22 protein-coding genes are annotated in these 22,124 nt (G+C 51.9%); 21 read left to right on the forward strand and 1 reads right to left on the reverse strand.

The genetic code is table 11. The features are described 5' to 3' along the window. The first annotated feature begins 46 nt into the window (after positions 1 to 46). The 16 genes from accC (at position 47) to spo0A (ending at position 15,155) form a co-directional block, all read left to right on the forward strand. On the forward strand, positions 47 to 1,390 hold the full coding sequence (gene accC, locus NST08_RS10480; RefSeq protein WP_028403687.1) for an acetyl-CoA carboxylase biotin carboxylase subunit: 1,344 nt from the start codon (positions 47 to 49) through the stop codon (positions 1,388 to 1,390). A 120-nt stretch (positions 1,391 to 1,510) separates the two neighbouring features. Beyond that, positions 1,511 to 1,927, forward strand: a complete 417-nt coding sequence (locus NST08_RS10485; RefSeq protein WP_007129723.1) for an Asp23/Gls24 family envelope stress response protein — start codon at positions 1,511 to 1,513, stop codon at positions 1,925 to 1,927. A 70-nt stretch (positions 1,928 to 1,997) separates the two neighbouring features. After that, complete coding sequence (amaP, locus tag NST08_RS10490; RefSeq protein WP_007129724.1) at positions 1,998 to 2,537, forward strand: alkaline shock response membrane anchor protein AmaP; 540 nt, start codon at positions 1,998 to 2,000, stop codon at positions 2,535 to 2,537. Positions 2,538 to 2,552: 15 nt separating this feature from the next. After that, a complete protein-coding gene (locus NST08_RS10495) occupies positions 2,553 to 2,786 on the forward strand; it encodes a DUF2273 domain-containing protein (RefSeq protein ID WP_007129725.1) in 234 nt (77 codons plus the stop codon). A 282-nt stretch (positions 2,787 to 3,068) separates the two neighbouring features. After that, positions 3,069 to 3,527: a transcription antitermination factor NusB gene (nusB, locus tag NST08_RS10500; RefSeq protein ID WP_007129726.1), complete on the forward strand. Its 459-nt coding sequence runs from the start codon at positions 3,069 to 3,071 to the stop codon at positions 3,525 to 3,527. A 54-nt stretch (positions 3,528 to 3,581) separates the two neighbouring features. Then, positions 3,582 to 4,442, forward strand: a complete 861-nt coding sequence (gene folD, locus NST08_RS10505) for a bifunctional methylenetetrahydrofolate dehydrogenase/methenyltetrahydrofolate cyclohydrolase FolD (protein WP_007129727.1) — start codon at positions 3,582 to 3,584, stop codon at positions 4,440 to 4,442. A 1-nt stretch (position 4,443) separates the two neighbouring features. Next, complete coding sequence (xseA, locus tag NST08_RS10510; RefSeq protein WP_007129728.1) at positions 4,444 to 5,811, forward strand: exodeoxyribonuclease VII large subunit; 1,368 nt, start codon at positions 4,444 to 4,446, stop codon at positions 5,809 to 5,811. Then, a complete protein-coding gene (gene xseB, locus NST08_RS10515) occupies positions 5,795 to 6,073 on the forward strand; it encodes an exodeoxyribonuclease VII small subunit (RefSeq protein WP_050954023.1) in 279 nt (92 codons plus the stop codon). The genes xseA and xseB overlap by 17 nt, the downstream gene beginning before the upstream one ends. Before the next feature lie 22 nt (positions 6,074 to 6,095). Continuing rightward, positions 6,096 to 6,971 (forward strand): polyprenyl synthetase family protein, encoded by an 876-nt coding sequence (locus NST08_RS10520; RefSeq protein ID WP_186311077.1) that lies wholly within the window; start codon positions 6,096 to 6,098, stop codon positions 6,969 to 6,971. A gap of 124 nt (positions 6,972 to 7,095) precedes the next feature. Next, complete coding sequence (gene dxs / locus NST08_RS10525) at positions 7,096 to 9,003, forward strand: 1-deoxy-D-xylulose-5-phosphate synthase (RefSeq protein WP_213615279.1); 1,908 nt, start codon at positions 7,096 to 7,098, stop codon at positions 9,001 to 9,003. A gap of 19 nt (positions 9,004 to 9,022) precedes the next feature. After that, a complete protein-coding gene (locus NST08_RS10530) occupies positions 9,023 to 9,889 on the forward strand; it encodes a TlyA family RNA methyltransferase (protein WP_341341734.1) in 867 nt (288 codons plus the stop codon). A 69-nt stretch (positions 9,890 to 9,958) separates the two neighbouring features. Continuing rightward, positions 9,959 to 10,450, forward strand: a complete 492-nt coding sequence (locus NST08_RS10535) for a hypothetical protein (RefSeq protein WP_007129733.1) — start codon at positions 9,959 to 9,961, stop codon at positions 10,448 to 10,450. Between the two features lie 22 nt (positions 10,451 to 10,472). Further along, positions 10,473 to 10,922 (forward strand): transcriptional regulator AhrC/ArgR, encoded by a 450-nt coding sequence (ahrC, locus tag NST08_RS10540; protein WP_007129734.1) that lies wholly within the window; start codon positions 10,473 to 10,475, stop codon positions 10,920 to 10,922. A gap of 53 nt (positions 10,923 to 10,975) precedes the next feature. Then, entirely contained in the window at positions 10,976 to 12,715 is a 1,740-nt protein-coding gene (gene recN / locus NST08_RS10545; protein WP_007129735.1) for a DNA repair protein RecN, read from the forward strand. A gap of 100 nt (positions 12,716 to 12,815) precedes the next feature. Beyond that, the gene (gene spoIVB, locus NST08_RS10550) at positions 12,816 to 14,153 is read left to right on the forward strand and encodes a SpoIVB peptidase (RefSeq protein ID WP_007129736.1); all 1,338 of its coding nucleotides are present in this window, start codon (positions 12,816 to 12,818) and stop codon (positions 14,151 to 14,153) included. Between the two features lie 198 nt (positions 14,154 to 14,351). Beyond that, the gene (spo0A, locus tag NST08_RS10555; RefSeq protein WP_007129737.1) at positions 14,352 to 15,155 is read left to right on the forward strand and encodes a sporulation transcription factor Spo0A; all 804 of its coding nucleotides are present in this window, start codon (positions 14,352 to 14,354) and stop codon (positions 15,153 to 15,155) included. 371 nt (positions 15,156 to 15,526) lie between these two features. On the opposite strand, the gene NST08_RS10560 is transcribed toward spo0A, so the two are convergent. Then, on the reverse strand, positions 15,527 to 16,429 hold the full coding sequence (locus tag NST08_RS10560; RefSeq protein WP_028403680.1) for an ArsR/SmtB family transcription factor: 903 nt from the start codon (positions 16,427 to 16,429) through the stop codon (positions 15,527 to 15,529). 283 nt (positions 16,430 to 16,712) lie between these two features. Here NST08_RS10560 and NST08_RS10565 point away from each other — a divergent pair, with 283 nt between their 5' ends. The 5 genes from NST08_RS10565 (at position 16,713) to NST08_RS10585 (ending at position 22,102) form a co-directional block, all read left to right on the forward strand. Continuing rightward, positions 16,713 to 17,954, forward strand: coding sequence for an extracellular solute-binding protein (locus tag NST08_RS10565; RefSeq protein WP_007129739.1), 1,242 nt, complete (start codon positions 16,713 to 16,715; stop codon positions 17,952 to 17,954). A gap of 84 nt (positions 17,955 to 18,038) precedes the next feature. Then, positions 18,039 to 18,914, forward strand: coding sequence for a carbohydrate ABC transporter permease (locus NST08_RS10570; protein WP_007129740.1), 876 nt, complete (start codon positions 18,039 to 18,041; stop codon positions 18,912 to 18,914). A 62-nt stretch (positions 18,915 to 18,976) separates the two neighbouring features. Continuing rightward, positions 18,977 to 19,891 (forward strand): carbohydrate ABC transporter permease, encoded by a 915-nt coding sequence (locus tag NST08_RS10575; protein ID WP_007129741.1) that lies wholly within the window; start codon positions 18,977 to 18,979, stop codon positions 19,889 to 19,891. A gap of 69 nt (positions 19,892 to 19,960) precedes the next feature. After that, positions 19,961 to 20,935, forward strand: a complete 975-nt coding sequence (locus NST08_RS10580) for a glycoside hydrolase family 43 protein (RefSeq protein WP_341341735.1) — start codon at positions 19,961 to 19,963, stop codon at positions 20,933 to 20,935. Positions 20,936 to 21,214: 279 nt separating this feature from the next. Beyond that, positions 21,215 to 22,102: an NAD-dependent epimerase/dehydratase family protein gene (locus tag NST08_RS10585; protein ID WP_028403677.1), complete on the forward strand. Its 888-nt coding sequence runs from the start codon at positions 21,215 to 21,217 to the stop codon at positions 22,100 to 22,102. The last annotated feature ends 22 nt before the right edge of the window (positions 22,103 to 22,124 follow it).

Raw genomic sequence — 22,124 nt, forward strand, 5'->3', positions numbered from 1 at the left:
TACTCGCCATGAGCGGGAGTCTTATGAGTCCGAAGGAGGTTACTTCATGACATTTCAAAAAGTCTTAATCGCGAACCGCGGCGAAATTGCAGTCCGCATCATCCGCGCATGCCGGGAGCTTGGCATCTCGACGGTTGCGGTATATTCCGAGCCTGATCGGGACTCTCTGCATGTTCGCCTTGCCGATGAAGCTTACTGCATCGGTCCGACGTTATCGAAGGACAGCTATCTGAACTTTACGAATATTATGAGCGTGGCGACATTGACCGAATGCGATGCCATCCATCCGGGATACGGCTTCCTTGCCGAGAATGCCGACTTCGCCGAAATCTGCGAATCCTGCAACATCACCTTTATCGGTCCGTCTGCCGATGCCATTAACCGCATGGGTGACAAGGCGGTTGCCAAGCAGACGATGAAGGATGCCGGCGTACCGGTTATCCCTGGCTCAGACGGGCTGATCGAGGATTTGAACGAAGCGATTATGCTGGCCCGCGATATCGGCTATCCTGTTATTATCAAAGCCACCGCAGGCGGCGGAGGCAAGGGCATCCGGATCGCCGAGGACGAGGAAGCGCTGATTAAGCAGATTACGACGGCCCAGCAGGAAGCGCAGAAAGCCTTCGGCAATGCCGGCGTTTATCTGGAGAAATATTTGACGGGCATGAAGCACGTCGAAATCCAAATTATTGCGGACAAGCACGGGAACGCGGTCCATCTCGGAGAGCGCGATTGTTCCGTTCAGCGCCGGAGACAGAAGCTCGTTGAGGAAGCGCCTTGTCCGGTGATTACGGAAGAAGTACGTACCCGGATGGGAGAAGCCGCCGTGCGCGCAGCCAAGGCGGTCCAATACTCCGGAGCGGGTACGCTGGAGTTCTTGCTCGGTCCGGACGGGCAGTTCTATTTCATGGAAATGAATACGCGGATCCAGGTGGAGCATCCGGTAACCGAGATGGTAACCGGAGTTGACTTGATTCAGGAGATGATCTCGGTTGCTGAAGGGAATCCGCTCAGCTTCACCCAAGAGGATATCGTCATCAACGGATGGTCGATCGAATGCCGGATCAATGCCGAGAATCCTGACAAAGGCTTTATGCCGGCACCGGGTACGATTCAATTCTACCTTCCGCCGGGAGGACCTGGCGTGCGCGTGGACAGCGCGGCTTATCCGGGCTATACCATTTCGCCGTATTACGATTCCATGATCGCGAAGCTGATCGTATGGGCGCCGACTCGGAACGAAGCGATTGCGAAGATGAAGCGCGCGCTTTCCGAATTCGAGATTGAAGGCATTTATTCCACCATTCCGTTCCACCAAAAACTGATGAACCATCCAACCTTTATCAAAGGCGATTTCGATATTAAGTTTTTGGAAGAAAATGAGGTATAAATCGTTTGGCCAAGTTTGTCATAAACTTGGCCGAATGGTATAGTATGAGTAATAAGAGCGCATGCCTCAAGCAGTCCCTCGAGCATCCGCAAACTTATTCCCGAAAGGTGTGTTGAGACTATGGCTGAGACATTGCCAACTACAGAATTTGAACGTACGGATATCGGTGAGATTCAGATTGCGCCGGAAGTCATTGAAGTTATCGCAGGGCTTGCAACGGTGGAAGTCCGCGGGGTTGCAGGAATGAGCGGCGGCTTTGCCGGCGGCATCGCTGAGCTGCTTGGCCGGAAAAATCTGTCCAAAGGCGTCAAGGTAGAAGTCGGACAACGCGAAGCGGCTGTTGATGTATCCGTTATCGTTGAGTACGGACATCGTCTTCCGGAAGTAGCGGGTGAAATCCAGCGCAACGTGAAGCGGTCCATTGAGAATATGACAGGTCTTACCGTCGTTGAGGTCAATGTACATATTCATGATGTTCATTTCATGAAGACAAGCGAGAAGAACGACGATCTGGATCTGGTGCAGCGCGTGAAATAAAATGGATCATTTCATAGCCCCCGGCAGCAATGTCGAGGGTTTAATCTAATTTAAGGAGGCTGTGCGGGTCGTGGCCAAAATCATGGACAGACTTCTGCTGTTTATATACAGCTTGAGTATCGGTGTTATATCTGTAGTTGCCATCCTCCTGTTAAGCGGTGCGGTTCCGTACCATTTGACGTTTGCCCAGGAGCAGCAGCTCGTTCTGGCGGGGATTATCATTGCTGCCGTATTGTTTCTCCTCAGCATCCGGTTCTTTTACATTTCGGTACGTCGCGACCGTTCCACGCTGAATTCGATTGATCAGCGAACGGAGTTTGGAGACATTCAGATTTCGGTGGAAACGATTGAAAATCTGTGCCTGAAGGCAGCTTCCAAGGTGCGAAGCGTAAAGGATCTGAAGTCCCGGATCAAGGTGTCCCAATCGGGGCTTGAGATTGCGATCCGTGCCGTGGTGGACGGCGAGGAATCCATTCCTGCGCTGACGACCGAGGTGCAGAAGCAGGTGCATGATTTCGTTGAAGAGACGACGGGAATTCCAGTCTCGTCCGTATCCGTATATATCGCTAACGTGGTTCAGGCGCCTAGCTTTAAGAGCCGCGTGGAATAGAGGTGAATTTCCCAAATGCCTTGGAAAGAAATATGGGAGAGTCACAGAGGGCGGATCTTCGGTGTCGCCGGCGGTCTTGTGTGCGGACTGATTTATCTATTATCCGGTTTTTGGGATATGCTGTTCTTTGCATTAGTGGTATTTATCGGCTATACGTTTGGCAAACGCAAGGATTTGAACCAAGGCTCCATCTTCCACTTTCAGGAATGGGGGCGCTGGTTGTCCGAGCGTTGGCGGCCGTTTAAATGAACCCTGTGATATGCTTCTTTCGGCAAAAAAGCTAAAGGACAGGTTAATGATGCCTTTTTTGCAGAAAGCAGCGGTTCACAGGTTTTTTTATTGTGAGGATTTTGGTGAAGATCTAAAGTACAATCAGCAATATATAAAGAGTTTAACGGTTTAGCTCGTCTATATATTGCTTTCATAAGCTGCTGAAAATCGAGTTTTGCAAAAGACTGGTCAAAACTTTATGGAAAATTGATAATACTAATCAGAAAAATGGATTCAGGCAGGGTCCACAGGAGGAACAAAATGAAAAGACGTGTAGCTAGGGAGATCGCCGTTCAAAGCCTGTATCAGATGGAAATGAACGAAGTCGACAGCCTGGAGGCTGTATCGATGCTGCTCTCGGAGGCGGCCGAAGAGAATGAGACGGAGCGTGTGATCGGCGACGAGGTTCAGATGAAGGAGTATGTGCTGCAGCTGGTCAACGGGACATGGAATTCCAGGGAAACGATTGACCAGCTGCTCGCTCATTACTTAAAAGGCTGGCAGGTTAGCCGCCTTTCCCGCGTGGATCGCCAGATTCTCCGTCTGGCTGTGTACGAGCTCGGATACCGCGATGACGTGCCCGGTAAGGTGGCCGTCAATGAAGCGATCGAGCTATCGAAGCATTTCGGTACCGAGGAATCGGGTAAATTCGTAAACGGCGTATTGGGCCGGATTATCCAGGAGCTGGATCAAGTCAAAGCGAAGTTGCAACAATCATAATTCTACGCCCAGGATGGCAGGCGGATCATTCAATCATAGTGAGGAGAGATTAGGATGACAGCAGCAACGATCATTAATGGTAAACAGATATCCGAAGAAATTCGCGAAGGGATCGCGCTGGAGGTGCAGCAGCTGTCGAAACAGGGCGTGCGCCCGGGCTTGGCGGTTGTGCTGGTGGGTGACGATCCGGCTTCCCATGTTTATGTCCGAAATAAGGAAAAGGCGTGCCACGATCTAGGCTTTTATTCCGAGGTGCACCGGCTTCCTGCCGATTCCAGCCAGGAAGAGGTGCTAGCTCTGGTGGACAAGCTGAATAAGCAGTCGTCCATTCACGGGATTCTTGTTCAGCTTCCGCTCCCCGGTCATATTCAAGAGAAGGCGGTAATTGATGCGATTGCCGTTGAAAAAGATGTGGACGGGTTCCATCCGGTCAATGTGGGCAACCTGGTCATCGGGGATGACAGTCTGCTGCCATGTACCCCGGCGGGCGTCATTGAGCTGATCAAACGGACAGGCGTCGAAATTTCGGGCAAGCATGCCGTCGTTATCGGCAGATCCAATATTGTGGGCAAGCCGGTATCGCTGCTGCTGCAGCGGGAAAACGCCACCGTGACGATGTGCCATTCGAGAACGAGCAACATGCCGGAAATCGCGAAGCAGGCCGATATTTTGGTCGTTGCCATCGGCCGGGCGAATATGATTGACGCCAGCTATGTCAAGCCGGGCGCCGTCATTATCGACGTCGGCATGAACCGTCTGGAGAACGGCAAGCTGGCGGGAGACGTTGATTTTGCGAGCGTGAAGGAGATCTCGGGTCCGATTACGCCAGTTCCCGGAGGCGTCGGTCCGATGACCATCACGATGCTGATGAAGAATACGCTGCTGGCCGCCAAACGGCTGAGCGGAATTGAATAATATGAAATCCGTGGATCCGGGACGCGTCCTGTCCGTTAAGGATTTGAACCGATATATTCGAATGAAAATGGAAGGCGACTCCAGGCTGTCCGACGTCTGGATTCGCGGGGAGATTTCGAATTTTACGCATCATTCCAGCGGACATATGTATTTTACGTTGAAGGATGAAGGCAGCCGAATCCGGGCGATCATGTTTGCGAGCCATAATCAGCGCTTGCCGTTTATCCCGAGAGAAGGCTCGAGGGTGATAGCCAGAGGCAATGTCTCCGTCTATGAGCGGGACGGTCAATATCAGTTCTACGCCATTCAGATGCAGCCGGACGGAATCGGCAGCCTGTATCTCGCTTACGAGCAGCTCAAGTCAAAGCTGGAGGAAGAGGGCTTGTTTTCGCAGGAGCTTAAACGCCCGCTTCCGAGCTATCCCAAGACGATCGGTGTGATAACCTCACCGACCGGGGCAGCTGTTCGCGATATTATAACAACGATTCAGAGACGGTATCCGCAGGCGACTGTACAGCTGTACCCGGTCCTGGTTCAGGGAAAGTCGGCAGCACCCTCCATTGTTAAGGGAATCCGTGCGATGAACGAGCTTGGCGAAGCGGATGTGCTCATTGTCGGCCGGGGCGGAGGCTCGCTGGAGGAGCTATGGGCATTCAACGAGGAGATCGTCGCCAGAGCGATCCATCAATCGAATATTCCGGTGATCTCGGCTGTCGGCCATGAGACGGATTTTACGATCGCCGATTTTGTAGCCGATGTGCGTGCAGCGACGCCGACAGCGGCTGCGGAGCTTGCAGTTCCGAGCCGCGCGGAGCTGAAGGGACAGATTGTGCAGCGCCAGCGGCAGCTGAATCAAGGGCTTCAGCAGCGGCTTCAGCGAAGCCGGGAGCGCCTTGCGAGACTTCAGCGCTCGCCGGTGCTGAACCATCCTCGCCGCTACATGCTGCAGCATGCCGAGCGCTTGGACATGCTCTCCTACCGATTGCAAGGAACGCTCAAATCGCAGCTGTCGCTCTACCGTCAGCGCCAGCGGTCGCTGCATCAGGGATTGATCAGATCCAATCCGCGCGCCCAGGTCGAGCAGGCATCGCTGCGGAAGGAGCAGGCGAAACGCCGCCTGATGCTTGCCATGCAATCGATCCGCAAAGCCAAGCTGTCCCAGCTGCAGACGGAGATCCGCCATCTGGATGCGCTTAGTCCGCTTAAGATCATGTCCCGAGGGTACAGCCTGGTTTATGATGAGCAGGAACAGAAGCTGATCAAATCAGTGGAAGATGTGCAGCTCGGCGATTTGGTTCAAGTGAGGGTCAATGATGGCCGGCTGCAGTGTCAAGTGTGGGGAATAAAGGAGGATGAAGAACGTGTCTAGTGAGGCAAAAGACTTGATGGAGATCAGCTTTGAAGAGGCGATGGCACAGCTGGAGCAGATCGTCGAGCAGCTGGAGGACGGGGACGTCCCTTTGGAGAAGGCGATCGACTTGTTCCAGCAAGGGATGAAGCTGTCTCAAATGTGCAGTCAAAAGCTGGAGCAGGTTGAACAGAAAATCGAGATGATCGTCGAAGAAGGCGGGGAGCTCAAGCGCAAGCCCTTCGGCGGCGCACTTGATGAGACAGGTGAATTGAGTGAATAATAGACTTCCTTTTCAGCAATATATGAATGACATCTGTGACAGGCTGGACAGCGAGCTTACCGCCCTTTTTCCGGAGGGATGGAAAGTTCCTGAAACCCTTCATCGATCGATGACGTATTCCTTAATGGCAGGCGGAAAGCGTCTGCGTCCGCTGCTGGTCATCGCGGCTTGCGAAGCAGCCGGCGGAAGCAGAGAAGCGGCTCTGCCGGTGGCGTGCGCCGTTGAGATGGTGCATACATATTCGCTCATCCATGACGATTTGCCTGCGATGGACGATGATGATTTCCGGCGGGGGAAGCCTACGAATCATAAAGTGTTCGGTGAAGCAGCGGCGATTCTGGCGGGCGATGCGCTGCTGACGCATGCTTTTTACAGCATTGTGCAGTCCTCGCGCAAGCACGGGATTCCTGCCGATCGGGTGCTGTCGATTGTGGAGGACCTTGCGGAATATGCCGGGCCCCGGGGAATGGTTGGCGGCCAAGTGGCCGATATGGAAGGAGAGCAGGGATTAACCAGCCTTGAGCAGCTGGAGTATATTCATCTGCATAAGACAAGCGATCTGATCATGTTCTCCCTCATGGCTGGAGGACGGGTAGCAGGCTGTTCAGAAGCCCAGATCGATTCGCTTCGCTCCTTCGGCAAGCATATCGGGCTGGCCTTCCAAATCCAGGACGATATCCTCGACTTGATCGGCGATGAGGCCAAGCTCGGCAAGCCGACGCAAAGCGATGTGAAGCAGGAGAAGGTGACCTATCCGTTTTTTATCGGCTTGGAAGCCTCCAAGCGGGAGGTTGAGCGTCTGACCGCCGAAGCGAAGAGCGCCATTTCCGAAGGGAATTTTCCGGACCCGTCCAGACTGCATGAAATTGCAGACTTTCTCTTGGCTCGGGACCACTAGAGCGGGGTTACTTGCACACCGATTATTTGTGATATAATGTCTTTAAATGGCTGATGATAGCGCAGCCTTTCATGGTTTATGAATTGCTAACTTTACTTTATCAAGGAAAGCGGGGAGATTCTTCGTGCTGCTTCCAAATATCAAACATCCCAACCAACTGAAAAAACTGTCGGTGGACGAACTTGAGGACCTGGCGGTGCAAATCCGTCAGTTTCTGATTGAAAAGCTGTCCGTGACCGGCGGTCATCTTGCACCGAATCTGGGAGTGGTTGAACTCACGCTGGCCTTGCACTATTGCTTTGACAGCCCTCGTGACAAGATGATTTTTGACGTGGGCCATCAAGCCTATGTCCATAAGATATTGACGGGACGGATGGATAAATTCGACACCTTGCGTAAATACAAGGGCTTGTGCGGTTTTGTGAAACGTGCGGAAAGCGAGCATGACGTCTGGGAAGCCGGCCACAGCAGCACTTCCCTCTCGGCAGCGATGGGCATGGCGATGGCGCGGGATTTGAAAGGCGACAACAACCGGGTAATCGCGCTCATCGGCGATGGCGCCCTTACGGGCGGGATGGCGTTTGAGGCCCTGAATCATATCGGCCATGAGCGGAAGAAGCTGATGGTCATCCTGAACGATAATGAAATGTCGATTGCTCCGAACGTCGGGGCGATGCATAACTATTTGAGCAAAATCCGCTCGGACCGCTATTATTTGCGGGCGAAGGACGAGGTCGAGATGCTGCTCAAGAAAATTCCGGCAATCGGCGGCAAGCTGGCGAAGACCGCGGAGAAAATGAAGGACAGCCTCAAATATATGATGGTTCCCGGCGTTTTGTTCGAGGAGCTTGGATTTACGTATTTGGGACCTGTGGACGGTCATGATTTGAGCAAGCTGATCGATACGCTGCAGCAGGCCGACAATGTCGACGGGCCGGTGCTGATTCATGCGGTAACCACTAAGGGCAAAGGCTACCGCCCTGCCGAATCGGATTCCCATAAGTGGCACGGCATCACGCCGTACAAGATCGAATCCGGCCAAGTGCTGAAAGCGGTAGGCAATCCGATGTATACGGAAGTGTTCGGACAAACGCTCGTTGAGCTTGGCGAACAGGATGAGCGCATCGTTGCGGTCACGCCGGCAATGCCGGGCGGCTCGGGCTTGATTCCGTTCGGCAAGAAGTTCCCGGACCGGATGATCGATGTCGGCATTGCCGAGCAGCATGCGGCGACGCTTTGTGCCGCGCTGGCCATGGAAGGCTTGAAGCCGGTATTTGCGGTATATTCCACCTTCATGCAGCGGGCATACGACCAAATCGTCCACGATATCTGCCGCCACAATGCCAACGTGATGTTCGCCATCGACCGTGCGGGCTTTGTCGGCGCTGACGGCGAGACCCATCAAGGGGTGTACGATGTGGCCTTTATGCGCCATATTCCGAACATCGTCATCATGATGCCGAAGGACGAGAATGAGCTTCGCCATATGATGAAGACGGCGCTTGACTATAACGACGGGCCGATCGCCTATCGTTATCCGCGGAACAATGTCCGCGGCGTTCCGTTGGATCCGGAGCTCAAGCCGATCCCGATCGGTACATGGGAAACAGTCCGCCGCGGCGAGGGCTACGCGATTTTGGCGGCCGGTCCAATGGTGCAGCTGGCCGAAGAAGCGGCCGATCTGCTCAAGCGGGAGGGCATTTCCGTTGAGGTTGTGAATGCGCGTTTCTTGAAGCCGCTTGACGGCGATATGCTGAAGAAGCTGGCGGCGTCCGGAACGAGCATGATCGTTCTGGAGGAGGTTTCGCAGGCCGGCAGCCTTGGCAGCAGCGTGCTGGAGTACTTTGCCGAGCAAGGTATTCATGACGCGGTTGTCTCGTTAATGGGGATTGAGGACAGGTTCATTGAGCACGGCAGCATCCAAGAGCAGCGGGAAGAGGTCGGGTTGACGCTGGAGGCGGTATGCAGTGAAATCCGCAGCCTCAAATCTGCGCGTACGGCAACGCTCGGGAAGAGAAGTTTTACGTCTTAGAAACCATCAGGAGTGTTTTATGGAATCATCTCACAAGGAACGTGTTGATGTCCTGCTTGTGGAGCAGGGATTTTACGATAGCAGGGAGAAAGCCAAATCTGCCATTATGGCGGGTCTCGTCTATGCCGGAACCGAGCGAATCGAGAAAGCCGGCATGAAAATCCCGCGTACGGCGGAGCTGAAAGTAAAAGGCTCTGTTCATCCTTATGTAAGCCGGGGAGGCCTTAAGCTTGAGAAGGCGATCTCGCATTTCGGTCTGGATATGAAGGGCAGGACGATGCTTGATATCGGCTCATCCACCGGCGGTTTTACCGATTGTGCGCTTCAGCACGGAGCCAGCTACGTGTATGCGATCGATGTCGGATACAATCAGCTCGATTGGTCGCTCCGGAACGATGAACGCGTATGTGTCATGGAGCGGACGAATTTCCGTTACATGACACCCGAGGACCTGAAGGGCCCCCGGCCGGATATCGCCAGCATCGACGTATCTTTTATTTCGCTGCGTATCATTTTGCCGACGCTCAAGACGCTTCTGGACAGACCCGGAGATGTGGCAGCGTTAATCAAGCCGCAATTCGAGGCAGGACGGGAGAAGGTCGGCAAATCCGGTGTTGTCCGCGACCCGAAAGTACACAAGGAAGTTCTAACGCAGGTGCTTCATTTTGCTGATGATATCGGATTCAAGCTGTATAATCTGACCTTCTCGCCCATCACGGGCGGCGAAGGCAATATTGAATTCCTGGCCCACTGGCGGCTTGAGCCGGAGGACGCGGCTGAAACGGAAGAACCGGTTCGGCAAATGGATCATTCCGAGCTGGATCAATGGATCGACAGCATTGTTAAGCAAGCAGCTCATACATTCACGGGAAACTCATCGAAATGATGGGTTTCTTTTGCTGAAAAAGAGGAATTTATGTTCCCATCCGCGAATATCAAAATTCGAGGTGAGAGGATGAATGAGCGTTATGATGGATTGTTGATGGTGCTGCTTGGCATCGTGATCGTGCTCTTGATCGGCTACAGGGTCAACCGCTGGCTGATGTCACCGCAGCCCGACCTGCTCCCGGGAATCCCGATCAATGACCGCATTCCGGATCACCCAGTCATTGGGTTGCTTGAACAGGAAGGATATGAGGTTGTCGGGGGTAAAGTAAAGGTAAATCTGTCGTTTGACACGGGACACAAGCCGATTCGCAGCAGACTATTCATTGATTACGTCGCATCCGGCAGCAACGGGGAGCTGTATATGGTTAAACTGGCACGTGAACGGATGCCGGTGGACTGGACAGGGGCGGGTATCCGGGATCGGCTGATGCCTTACCTGCTGCTGTACCCGGAGTGTGCCGGGCTCCTGTATGTAGATATGAACGAGCAGGAAGTGCACCGACTCACCATGGATTGGTCCGATGAGGAATGGAATGGAAATGACGAATACAACACCTAAATTTCGGGAGGCTCTTACGAATATGAAGGGACAACGCCATATTAAAATCAGGGATATCATTACCCACCAGGACATCGAAACGCAGGACGAGCTGGTTGATGCTCTCCGTGCCGAGGGTTTTCAGGTGACGCAGGCTACGATATCCAGAGATATTAAGGAATTGCTGCTGATCAAGGTACCGACCGATGACGGAAGGTATAAATATTCGATGCCTACGGATCAGCGTTATAATCCGGTGCAGAAGCTGAAGCGGGCGCTGGTGGATAATTTCGTATATATTGACCGGGCCGGCAATCTGGTTGTGATGAAATGCTTGCCGGGCACCGCAAACTCGGTAGCCGTGCTCCTTGACAATATGGAGTGGAGCCAGATCATGGGCACGATATGCGGGGATGACACCATTTTGCTGATATGCCGCACGGAGGAGGACGGAGAACACGTTGTATCTCAGATCAAAAGCTATATCTCTTAAGATTGGTTTTCGCGAGGCATACATCCGATTTACGGGTTTAGGGGGTTAAAGGGATGTTAAATACGTTATCCATTCGGAATTTGGCTGTTGTTGAGAGCGTGGACGTACAATTCTACCCGGGCTTTCATGTTCTTACAGGGGAGACAGGCGCGGGAAAATCCATCATCATCGATGCGCTTGGGCTGATTGCCGGCGGGCGCGGATCGGCGGATCTGATCCGGTACGGCTGCGATAAGGCGGAGATTGAGGCGCTGTTTGATCTTCCCCCGGCACATCCCGTGTGGCAAACACTAACGCATTTAGGCATTGAGGCGGATACCGAGGAGCATTTGCTGATCCGCAGAGAGCTGACATCGCAAGGAAAAAGCACCTCCCGCATTAACGGTCAGCTTGTGAACTTGAGTATGCTCCGTGAGGTAGGGGAGAAGCTCATCAACATTCACGGCCAGCATGAGCATCAGAGCCTGCTGCGTTCGGAACAGCACATGAGCTTGCTCGATACGTACGGGGAGAAGATCATCGGCCCGGCCAAGCGTAAATACCAGGAGCTGTATTCGGAATTCAGCAAGGTGGAGCAGGAGCTCAAGGAACTGCAAGAGACGAGCCAAAAGGCATATCAGATGCTCGACATGTATCGGTTCCAGCTGGAGGAAATTGCGGCGGCCCAGCTAAAGCCGGGAGAGGACGAGGAGCTGTCCGAGGAGCGTGTCAAGCTGTCCCACAGCGAGAAGATGATGGACTCCGTCGCAGGCGCCTACGAGCTGCTGTACGGGTCATCAGGCTTGGAGGCGGTCAGCCGGGCGCTCAGTCGGCTAGAAGATGTCTCGGCCTATGACGAGAAAGGGCTGAAGCCGCTCGTGGAGCAGCTGCAATCCGCTTATTATCAGCTGGAGGATGCCGTGTTCCAGCTGCGGGATTACCGGGACGGCATTGAATTTAATCCGGAGCGGCTGAATGAAATCGAGCTTCGTTTAGATATGATCTCCGGTTTGCGGCGGAAATATGGGGATAATGTGGAGCAAATTCTGGAATACTACGGGAGAATTCAGCAGGAAACCGACATGCTGGAGAACAAGGACGAATTTATCCAGGGATTGGAGAAACGGCGGGACGAGCTGCTCGCTGTGGCTCTGGAAGCTGCCAAGAAGTTGAGCGATGCCCGTAAGCGGTGTGCGCGGGATTTGGCGACCCAAGTGGAGCGTGAGTTGAAGGATCTTCAAATGGAACGAACCCGGTTTGAGGTTCGTCTGGAGCTTCAGGATGCGCCGGATGGTTACGAATATGAAGGACAACGAATCCGATTGACGAAACAAGGGATCGATGCAGCAGAGTTTCTTATATCGGCGAATCCGGGAGAACCGCTGCGCCCGCTCGCTAAAATTGCGTCCGGCGGCGAAATGTCCAGGATCATGCTCGCCATGAAGAGCATCTTCGCTCGGCATGACCAAATTCCGGTCCTGATCTTTGACGAGGTGGATACGGGCGTTAGCGGCAGGGCCGCTCAATCGATCGCGGAGAAGCTGTTCCTGCTCGCCAAGACATGCCAGGTATTCTCCATCACGCACTTGCCGCAAGTGGCATGCATGGCCGATCATCAGTACTTGATCGAGAAGAAGGTCGTATCTTCAAGAACGATGACCCAGGTGCAGAATTTAAGCGAAGAGGGGCGGATCAAGGAGCTCGCACGGATGCTCGGCGGAGTCGAAATTACCGAAAAGACACTTCATCATGCCCAGGAAATGCTCAATCTGGCGGCGGCGCAAAAGGCTTCCAGAACGGCTTCGGGTCAATGATTGACAGTTATAAAAGCCAGGGGGCAGGGTAACTTAAAGGTACGCAATTGGCGACCACCTTTTCGTCAAGCGAAAGAAGAAAAAGGGAGCGTGACAGCCATTGAAGCCCAACCTCAGGAGAAAACTGCTCGGTTTCGTTCTTGCTTTCCTTCTTTGTTACCTTGGAACTGCTGAGCCTGTCCAATCTTTTGCGTCATTGCCTGATGAGCTTAGGTTGATTGCCGGCCGGCAGGCCCGTCTGGACGTGGCGATGCCCGTCCAAGCCCTCGCTTCAGTCGATCGTCCCGATGTGGTGCAGTTAAACGGCTCCCGGGCGTCGAAGCTCCAAGTATCATTAAAGCAGCCGCTCCAGCTATATCCCCAGCAAAGCGGCACAGCAGAAGTTACCCTGAAATTATTCGGTAAAATTCCTTTGAAGACAGTCCATGTGAATGTGATGCCGGAGCTGAAGGTGTTCCCTGGCGGACAGACAATCGGCGTTAAGGTTAAATCCTCCGGCATCCTGGTGGTCGGACATCATCTCGTTCGCGCTTCGAACGGGGCAAAGGTATCTCCCGGCGAAGCTGCAGGTCTCAAGCTTGGAGATCTGCTCACCGCCATGGATGGCAAACCGCTGACCGATGTAACGAAGGTGGCCGAGATCGTGGAGAAGGCGGGGAGAGCCAAACGACCGCTTGATATCACGTTCAAACGCAGCGGCAAGGTCATGAAGACCAAGCTGAGTCCTGCTTTCGACGAGGACGATAAAACCTGGCGTCTAGGGCTTTATATCCGCGATTCTGCTGCAGGGGTGGGCACCTTAACCTTTTATGCCCCCCACCAGAAGGTGTATGGCGCGCTCGGCCACGTCATTACCGACATGAATACCCAGACACCCATTGAAGTGGGGAGCGGGCAAATCGTGCAATCCAATGTCACATCCATTTCAAGAAGCGAAGAAGGGGAACCAGGCGAGAAACGGGCGACCTTTTCCAAAGACGGCAAGGTGCTTGGTAATGTTGAGCGCAACACCCATTTCGGCATTTTCGGCAAAATGAAGGATCTGCCGGAGCATGGTCTGTACACGGAGCCGATTCCAATCGCCATGTCCCACGAGGTGAAGGAAGGGCCGGCTGAAATACTGACCGTGGTCGAAGGCCAGGAAGTCGAGCGTTTCACCGTTGAGATCGTTCATGTCTCCAAACAGGATGCACCCGCAACAAAAGGGCTTGTACTCCGGATCACGGATCCTAGGCTTCTCAAAAAGACCGGCGGAATCGTGCAAGGCATGAGCGGCAGTCCAATCGTTCAAGACGGCAAGCTGATCGGGGCGGTCACCCATGTGTTTGTGAATGATCCGAAATCCGGCTACGGCTGCTTTATCGAGTGGATGCTTCAGGACTCCGGCGTGCTACCCTCTGCAGAATCAAAACCAACACAAAATCTTAAGGCAGGTTAATGCCTTGAGATTTTTTGTCGTAATACGACGAAATACATATTAATTTGAAATAAAATATTTAATTATAAATCAACTTCAAAAAAAAATAAAGAAAAAATAATTTTCGACAGAAGGAATTTAAATCCGTCTGTCGAAAACCATATACACAAGAAAAATAACCAAAAAATCCTAAGTGATCGGATAAAGGAGGAGCACGAATTGCAAAAGATTGAAGTATTATTGGCAGACGACAACCGTGAATTTACGAATTTGCTCGGCGAATACATTTCGGATCAACCCGATATGGTGGTTTCCGGAATCGCTTATAACGGGGAAGAAGTACTGAGCATGATCGAGGAAACGGGAAAAGTACCGGATGTGCTGATCCTTGATATTATTATGCCGCATTTGGACGGTCTCGGCGTACTTGAGCGTCTTCGTGATATGAATCTGTCCCCGCAGCCGAAAGTGATCATGCTGACCGCATTCGGTCAGGAGAACATCACCCAGCGGGCTGTCCAATTGGGAGCTTCCTATTATATTTTGAAGCCGTTCGATATGGAGGTGCTGGCTAGCCGGATCCGCCAGCTGGTCGGTTCCCCAAGCAATCTGTCGTCCAGCACGCCGTTTACGAACGTCAAATCCAATGTCGTACCAATGGGCAAGGGCAAAAATCTGGATGCGAATATTACCTCGATCATTCATGAAATCGGCGTGCCTGCGCATATTAAGGGATATCAATACCTGCGCGAGGCCATTACGATGGTGTACAACAATATTGAAATTCTCGGCGCGATCACGAAGACGCTGTATCCGGCCATCGCCGAGAAATTCAAGACAACGCCATCCCGCGTGGAGCGTGCGATTCGTCATGCCATCGAGGTTGCATGGACGCGCGGCAACATCGACAGCATCTCGCATCTGTTCGGCTACACGATCAACATCAGCAAATCCAAGCCGACCAACAGCGAATTCATCGCGATGGTTGCAGATAAGCTGAGAATCGAGCATAAGGTCTCTTGAAATGATGGTGTAACGCGGAAATCTGACGGGGATTAGAACCGGTGTCCGTTAGTCCTTTATCGGACATGACTTCGTATGTCTCGATAACCGATATGCGGTTTCGTTCGAACTCCTGAGCTTTCCGTATTCACCTTGAGCAATTGCCATTATCGATCGGATGTTTTTAAGCTGAAATACGAAACGAACTTTGCAAACCTTCCTTACCATCCAATGAGAAGCTCATAACCGGGTCCCTTTCTATGTTCTAGGGACATCGTGTTGTGGGCTTTTCTTATGGCATCGAGAGTACAGCTTTGAAACAAAAAAGGGGTCCTTCCTTTGGTCCGAAGACCTTCAGGAAGAACCTCTTTTCATCGTTTCCCGGGCAATAATTACAGATAGTAGAGCTTAAACTCGATATCCTGGTCATGATTGCCGAATTTTTTGCCAAAGATCGTAGCCCCGCCGACATGCTCGGCATCCTCTTTAACCTCGATCCGAAAGGTCCAACGGTCACAGGTCGTATCCAGGTCCTGAACGGAGATCGCGGACAGCGGGTCACCGTCAATATAAGTGCCGTGCGATGTAATCCGTATGGTCTTCAGGAGCCCATACTGGTTAATATTGTGCGGCCACCAGTCCGGTGTAAACTTCCCTCTCGTATCCGCAAAGTCACCTGGACTCGTCCAGGTGCCGAGCTCGATGCCATTTAGCGAAAACGTAATGTCCGAAGGCCAGACGTCATTGGAAAACGGAAATTCAGAGGAGATTTCCAAACTGATCTCGAACTGCTGCAGCTTCTCGTCCTTCTTGAGGAAGTTCGGGATGTTGTATTGAACGAACCCCTCGGTAAACCATAGAATTTCCGCGTCCACGCGCTTCGGATCCATAAAATATTTCGGTTCGTCGACTCTTCCGATAAATTCCTTATCGGTTGCCAAACCGCAGGTCGGCTTAAGATCATAGTCCGTGTAGTGCCCGATCGGCACCGAGGTCTCGTAAGAGGCGAAGGAATGAAAGATTTTTTTGGGAAAATTGATTTCGATATGATCGACCTTCAAAATCGATATTTTCTGCTGACCCGATTTTCCGGGCACCTTCTCGGTCTTGATGATTCCGGCATCCTCCAGCTTCTTGATATGCTTGGTGACAATCGCGCTGCTGAGCTGAAGCTCGTGGGCAAGGTCCTTGATGTTCATTTTATTTTTGGAGAGAAGCTGGATAATCCGAATTCGAACCTCGCTCGCCAGCGCTTCATAGACGACAAGAGAGGATTTGTCTATTTCCAACTGCATCGATCCCACTTCTTTCAATTGGATTTCATTTCCTGACTTTCTTAACTAATATGAATGATACCACAACTATGGTTAACCTGTACATAAATCAATCAAAATAATCAATCAAAATAATGATGATTTAATTAACTAAAACATTAATCAAATAGAAAATAATATAATTACATTTATAGAAATGTTATTGACACCGTTTTCAAGGTGCATGTATACTGGACAACAGTTAATCGTTTCCATAGCGTTTGAATGAAAGGGTTAACGAAATGAATTGTAACAGGAGGAGAACGTGTTGAAGAAAAAGATGGGGGTTTCATTAATACTTGTATTGTTGGCCGTATCCGTATTATCCGGTTGCGGCAGCGGGGACAAAAATACGATAACCTTCTGGACGCCTCTCACAGGGGACGACGGCGCGTACATGGATCAACTGGTGAAGGACTACAATGCCACAAATCCGGAGTATAAGGTTAAGCACGTCATCACATCAGACATGTATACGAAGATCTCTACGGTTCTCAACTCCGGCAAGGGTGTTCCCGACCTGGCCATCATCCATGCGGATCGTGTTCCCGGCTTTGTCAAGCAAGGGGTCCTTGAGCCAATGACCGGTGTTATGCAAGCGCAACCAGAGTTGAAGGAAGAGAATTATTTGCCGCAGGCTTGGAACACAGGCAATATCGACGGCACCCAGTACACGGTTCCCCTGGATATTCACAGCAATGCGATGTACTACAACAAGGATTTGCTTAAGAAGTACAATGTGGAAAGCTTCCTGGACGATGATGTCGTAACGATTGAAGAAATGCTGTCGCTCCAAGGTAAGCTGGACGAAGGGGATTATGTCGTTAACGATGCCTTGTTAGGCTGGGTGGTGCTGGCACAGATCCAGAACCTCGGTGGCGACATTCAGCAGGACGGCAAGCCGGCCGTAAATACGGAAGTGATGAAGCAGGCGTTCCAAGAGATTAAAAAGATTGCCGATGCCGGTCTGATGACACCGTTCGGCGAGGACGGCTACTTGATGTTCCAATCCGGCAATGTGCTGTTCTCGACAGACGGAACCTGGAGCTCGACCGCTCACGCAGCCGTAGAGAACCTGAATTTCGGCGTGACAAACATCTACTCCGCAAATGCGGACAAGTTCACGAACCGCGCTTCCTCGCATCTGTTCGCGATGCTGAATAACGACAAACGGACGGATGAGAAGGAAGCAGGAATCGGTCAGTTCCTGGAGTTTATTCGCCAGAACTCGATGGAGTGGGCGAAGGCAGGACAGATCGTCGCAAGTAAGCAGGTCATTGAAAATCCGGAATACAACAAATACATCCAGTCCTTCTTTACAGCGAGCGATAAACAAATTGAGTCCTTGTACATTTATACTTACGAATACTACCCTTACGTAGCTGAAGCCGTTGATACGTACGCCGCAGATATCGTGCGCGGAAACGTTGATATCGATGAAACTCTCCAAACGATGCAAAAGTTCGTCGAGGATAAAATCGCTGAGGGCAGTAAGGCAGCGGAATAGGCCGTGCGCATGAACCGATAGCAAAAAAGCAATGTGCCATCCGATCATGGCGCATTGCTTTTCCCAAAGGAGAAATGAAAGGGTATGAAAAAGAAGTCGCTGACACCTTATTTCTTTGTAGGTCCACATTTGATTCTGTTTGCCGTATTTATTTTTTTGCCGACCATCTACGGTATTTATGCATCATTCACACAGTGGAACCTCATCAATGATCCGGTCTGGGTCGGACTGGCCAACTACAAAACGATTTTGTTCGATACGGAGTCTACGTTTTACACGCAGTTTTTTAACGGGATCAAGAACACGTTGATTTTCGTTGTCTTAAGCGTTCCGATTCTAATTGTCATTCCGCTCTTGATCGCGGTGGCGCTGGAGCATAAAAAGGTGAAAATGAAAGGGCTTATGCAGTCCATTCTGTATATCCCCGGCTTGATCTCGATTTCAGCCGCAGCGCTGATCTGGTCTTTGATCTTTAACAAGCAGCTCGGCATTACGAACAATCTATTCGGTTCCGAAACGGTATGGGCGGCCAATCAGCCTTACGCCTGGCTTATTATCATCGTAATCACGGTATGGGGTGGAGTTGGGGGCAATATGATCATCTACCGTGCTTCGATCAGCGGCGTGTCCAAGGATCTGTACGAGTCGGCCGAAATGGACGGAGCCGGGCCGATCCGGAGATTCTCAAGCATTACCCTGCCGTCGATCCGTTTCCCGCTGATTTATACCTTCGTTATGACAACGGCCGGGGCGTTCAACGTATTCGGGCAGCCGTTAATGATGACCGACGGCGGGCCAAGACAAAGCACCACCGTGTTGATGATGTACATCCGTCAGCTTGCCTTCGGCCATGGGGAATCCATTGCCGGTATGGCATCCGCCATGGCGGTCCTGCTCGGACTGGTCATTCTCGTCATCTCGGCATTCCAGTATTACGTGATGAATCGGAATGCTTCATAGCCGCTTTGCAAACTGCGGCCGGCTAATCTAACGCCAAACGTTAAAAGGTAGGTGTACTGTACATGTCGAACCCGGTGTTGAAGGATGCGGAGACGGCTCCAAGGGCGGCTAACCGCAAAGGCGTCCGGTCATCCTCATCCAGCTTGAATATATCGAAATATTTAGCCTATTTGTTTCTTATCGTTCTATGCGTCATATGGGTCATTCCCGTAATTTTCGGCATAACGACATCCTTCCGTTCCCAAACGGAGGTCGTAACCACCGGTTTTCGGCTGCTGCCGGAGAACTGGATCTTCGATAACTATGTTGCGATCCTGGAAAATACGTCAACCGCGCCGATCCTGCGCTGGCTGATGAATTCGGTCTTTATTGCGACGCTGCACACACTGCTGGTCATTGTCGTGATTTCAATTACGGGCTACGGATACTCCCGTATGAACTTTAAGGGAAGAGACACGCTGTTCTTCACGCTGCTTGGCATTTCCTTCTTTCCAGGCGTCGTTAACCTCATCCCGTCCTATAAAATCATTGACGCCTTAGGCTGGGTGAATACGTCCTGGGCGATGATTATTCCCGGTCTTGCGGGAATGGGGAATATCTTTCTCGTCCGCCAGTTTATGAAAGGCATTCCGAAGGATCTCGACGAATCCGCCAGGGTTGACGGTGCCGGTGATTTCCGGATCTATTATTCCGTTATATTGCCGCTCATCAAACCGGTGCTGATCGTGTGCGGGCTGTTTTCCTTTACCGGATCCTGGAATGATTTCCTCTGGCCGGTCATCGTATATACCGATGTCGAGAAGATGCCGGTTACTGCGGGGCTGCTGCTGCTTCAGGATATTTACGGAAATTATCGCATGATCGGGCAATTGATGGGGTCGGCCATTCTGGCCATCATTCCGACTTTGCTGTTATTTCTTTTTGCCCAGAAGTATTTTGTGCAGTCGATTAATCTGAATGCCGGGATTAAAGGCTAAGGAAACAGACCTTTTGGGTCCCAGCCAATAAATATAAAAAATCATTATACTTGGATAGGAGTTATCATCATGTCAGAATTGAAATTGAACAATCCCCTCATCGAGCAGAGGGCGGACCCTTGGATTTATAAGCATACCGACGGTTATTATTATTTCACGGCTTCGGTTCCCGAGTACGACCGGATTGAGCTGCGGCGCTCCCGTACCATCGCCGGTTTGGCGGAAGCGGAGGGGAAGACAATCTGGGTGAAGCACGAAACCGGATGGATGAGCGCCAACATCTGGGCACCGGAAATTCATTACATCGACGGCAAATGGTATGTGTATTATGCCGCTGCGCATACATCCGAAACTAGAGACGGATTATTCGATCATCGCATGTTTGTGCTCGAGAATGAAGCTGCGAATCCCCTTGAAGGCGAGTGGGTCGAGAAAGGGCAGGTCGTGACGAAATGGGAGTCTTTTGCCTTGGACGCCACAACGTTCGAGCATCGCGGTACACGGTACTATGTGTGGGCTCAGAAGGATCCCGGCATTCCCGGGAACTCCAATCTGTATATCTCGGAAATGGAGAATCCATGGACACTCAAGGGAGAGCAGGTCCTTATCTCCAGGCCGGAATATGATTGGGAGAAGCAGGGATATCTGGTCAATGAGGGCGCGGCGATCTTGAAGCGGAACGGCCGGATATTCATGACGTATTCAGCAAGTGCAACTGACCATAATTATTGTATGGGGTTGTTAACAGCGGATGAGAGCAGTGATTTGCTGAATCCGACTTCATGGGTGAAGTCGCCGGAGCCGGTATTTGCTACCTCGGAGGCCAACGGACTGTATGGACCCGGGCATAACAGCTTCACCGTATCGGAAGACGGCACGCAGGATATTCTCGTCTATCATGCGCGAAGCTACAAAGAGATCGAAGGCGATCCGCTGTATGACCCGAACCGCCATACCCGGGTACAGCTGATCCGGTGGAACGAGGACGGTACGCCGAACTTCGGCGTGCCGCGGCCGGATACGAAGCTTGTCAACGCCGACTGATTCGATTGCATGAACAATAAGAGCTGCCAGACATCCGTTGCTACGTACAATGGAATGCTGGCAGCTTTTTGGTTTTAATGGGCATTAACGAGAGGATAAGGGCAGGATTATCCTGGACGATGGACGTTGGACGATACTTGTCGAAACATAGCTAATAAAGGGATAGCAGCCTAAACCGGCAGCTTGAACGGATAGCTTAGAAGGAATATCGCCCCGCAATGGAGAACAAAGGTACAGTGCGAACTTTCGGTTCATTAAATCGTGTGGGAGGAATATGCAATGGCTAATATATTGGTCTTGGGCGGAACCCGTTTTTTTGGCAAACGACTGGTCCAGCGCCTGATCGATAACGGGGACGAGGTCACCATTCTTACGCGGGGCAACCATCAGGACCCGTTCGGCCGGCATGTGCGGCGGATTGCGGCGGATCGGAAAGATCCCGGCGCGCTGAAGCGGGCTGCCGGTGAAGCGGATTGGGATATCGTGTATGATAATATATGTTATACGCCGGAGGAAGCCGGGCAAGCAGCCGATATATTTGCAGATCGAACGGGCCATTACGTGCTCACGTCGACGCTGTCGGTTTATGATTTTGCCGATCATTCGCTCCGCGAGGAGGATTTCGATCCATACCGGTATCCGATTATTATGAACGACCAGCAGGACTACAGCTATAAGGAAGGAAAGCGGCAAGCTGAAGCGGTGTTGTTCGGGAGGCATAATCTGAACGTTACGGCGGTGCGGCTCCCGATCGTGCTTGGCCCTGACGACTATACCAAGCGGCTGCTGTTCCATGTCGAGCATGCGGCTGCCGGCGAGCCGATCGGATTGCCGGCGCCTGATGCGGAAATATCGTTCATTCATGCGGAGGAGGCTGCCGAGTTCCTCCAATGGGCAGGGACAACCCGGTTCGAAGGGCCGATTAATGCCTGCTCTGACGGAACGATAACGATTCGAGAGATTATGGGAATGATCGAGAAAGAGATCGGCAGATCGGCGCCGCTTATCCCGTCTGCGTCCCCTGAGCATATGTCTCCGTTCGGAATTCCGGACAATTGGACGATGGACAACACGAAGGCGGCTGAAGCCGGTTTCCGGTTTTGGAATTTAAGGGATTGGATGCCCCGGTTAATATCCGAGCTATCAACCGATGTGAGGTTAAAGTAGCTTATAAGCGCAGGTGAGGCTA

The organism is Paenibacillus sp. FSL K6-1566 (genome assembly GCF_038050475.1).
Classification (GTDB): domain Bacteria; phylum Bacillota; class Bacilli; order Paenibacillales; family Paenibacillaceae; genus Paenibacillus_AQ; species Paenibacillus_AQ lactis.